At 64.6% G+C, this 949-nt stretch carries 1 protein-coding gene; it reads left to right on the top strand.

The annotated features are described in order from the left end of the window. Positions 1-74: 74 nt before the first annotated feature. Positions 75-949 (top strand): IS110 family transposase (locus tag ACLD7X_RS17115; RefSeq protein ID WP_412007426.1); only part of this gene is annotated, 875 nt, incomplete at its 3' end.

The following is a 949-nucleotide window of genomic DNA, read 5'->3' as shown; positions in this document are numbered from 1 at the left end:
CGGCGACACCAAAGACCACGAGGTCTGTTCTGGTGATCCCTCATAGCGAATGTCAGGTGCCGGCTCGCGTCGTCGTGTCATTCACCACCCCCATCCCCTACTCCCTGGAGGTGACCATGGCCTTGCGGATCGGCATCGACATCGCCTGCCGCACCAGCCACCGAGCGGCCTGTGCTGATGCCACCGGCAAGCTGCTCTGGCGCAACGTTCGATTCCACACCTCGGCCGAGGAGTTGGAAGCGCTCTGGCAGCGAATCCCCACTGACGAGAGCGATGTGCTGGTGGTGATGGAACCCACCCGCAATGCCTGGGTCCCTCTTGCCGCCTGGTTCCGCCGTCAGGGCGCTCGGGTGGTGATGGTGCCCCCGGAGCAATCGGCTGATCTGCGCGCCTACTACAACAAGCACGCCAAAACCGATCGCCTGGACGCAGAGCTCCTGGCCCGCCTACCTGTTCTGCATCCCGACGGTTTGAACCAGGAGCGCGGTCTCGGCCCTGGCGACCCCCTGCGGCGTGCCGTGAAGCTGCGCGCCTCTCTGGTGCGGCGGCGCACCACCTGCATGCAACGTCTGGATGCCTTGCTGGAAATCCTCGGCCCTGCATGGATCGTGGCTCTGGGGTCGGACATGACGATCACGGTGCTGAAATTCCTCAGCCGCTGGCCCAGCCCTCAGCAGGTGTTGAGGTTGGGCAAGGCCAGGCTCAGCCGTTGGCTGGTGCACCACACCCGCAGCAACTGGGGCGAGCGCCATGCAGAGGCCATCGTTCAGGCTGCTCAGGCCTCTCTGCGGCTCTGGGGTGAGGACGGTATGGACTTTGAGGCCCTCTCCGCCGACATCGCCCTGGAAGCGGAGCTGGCACTGGATTTGGATCGCCAGATCGATGCGATCGAGGAGCGGATCTGGGATTACTACTGCGAGGCCGATCCCGAGCAGATCCTGCTGTCGGT

It is taken from the genome of Aphanothece microscopica RSMan92, assembly GCF_046613545.2.
Lineage (GTDB): Bacteria > Cyanobacteriota > Cyanobacteriia > PCC-6307 > Cyanobiaceae > NIES-981.
Note: the sequence above shows the minus strand (reverse complement) of the source record. Positions and strands in the feature narration are given on the sequence as shown.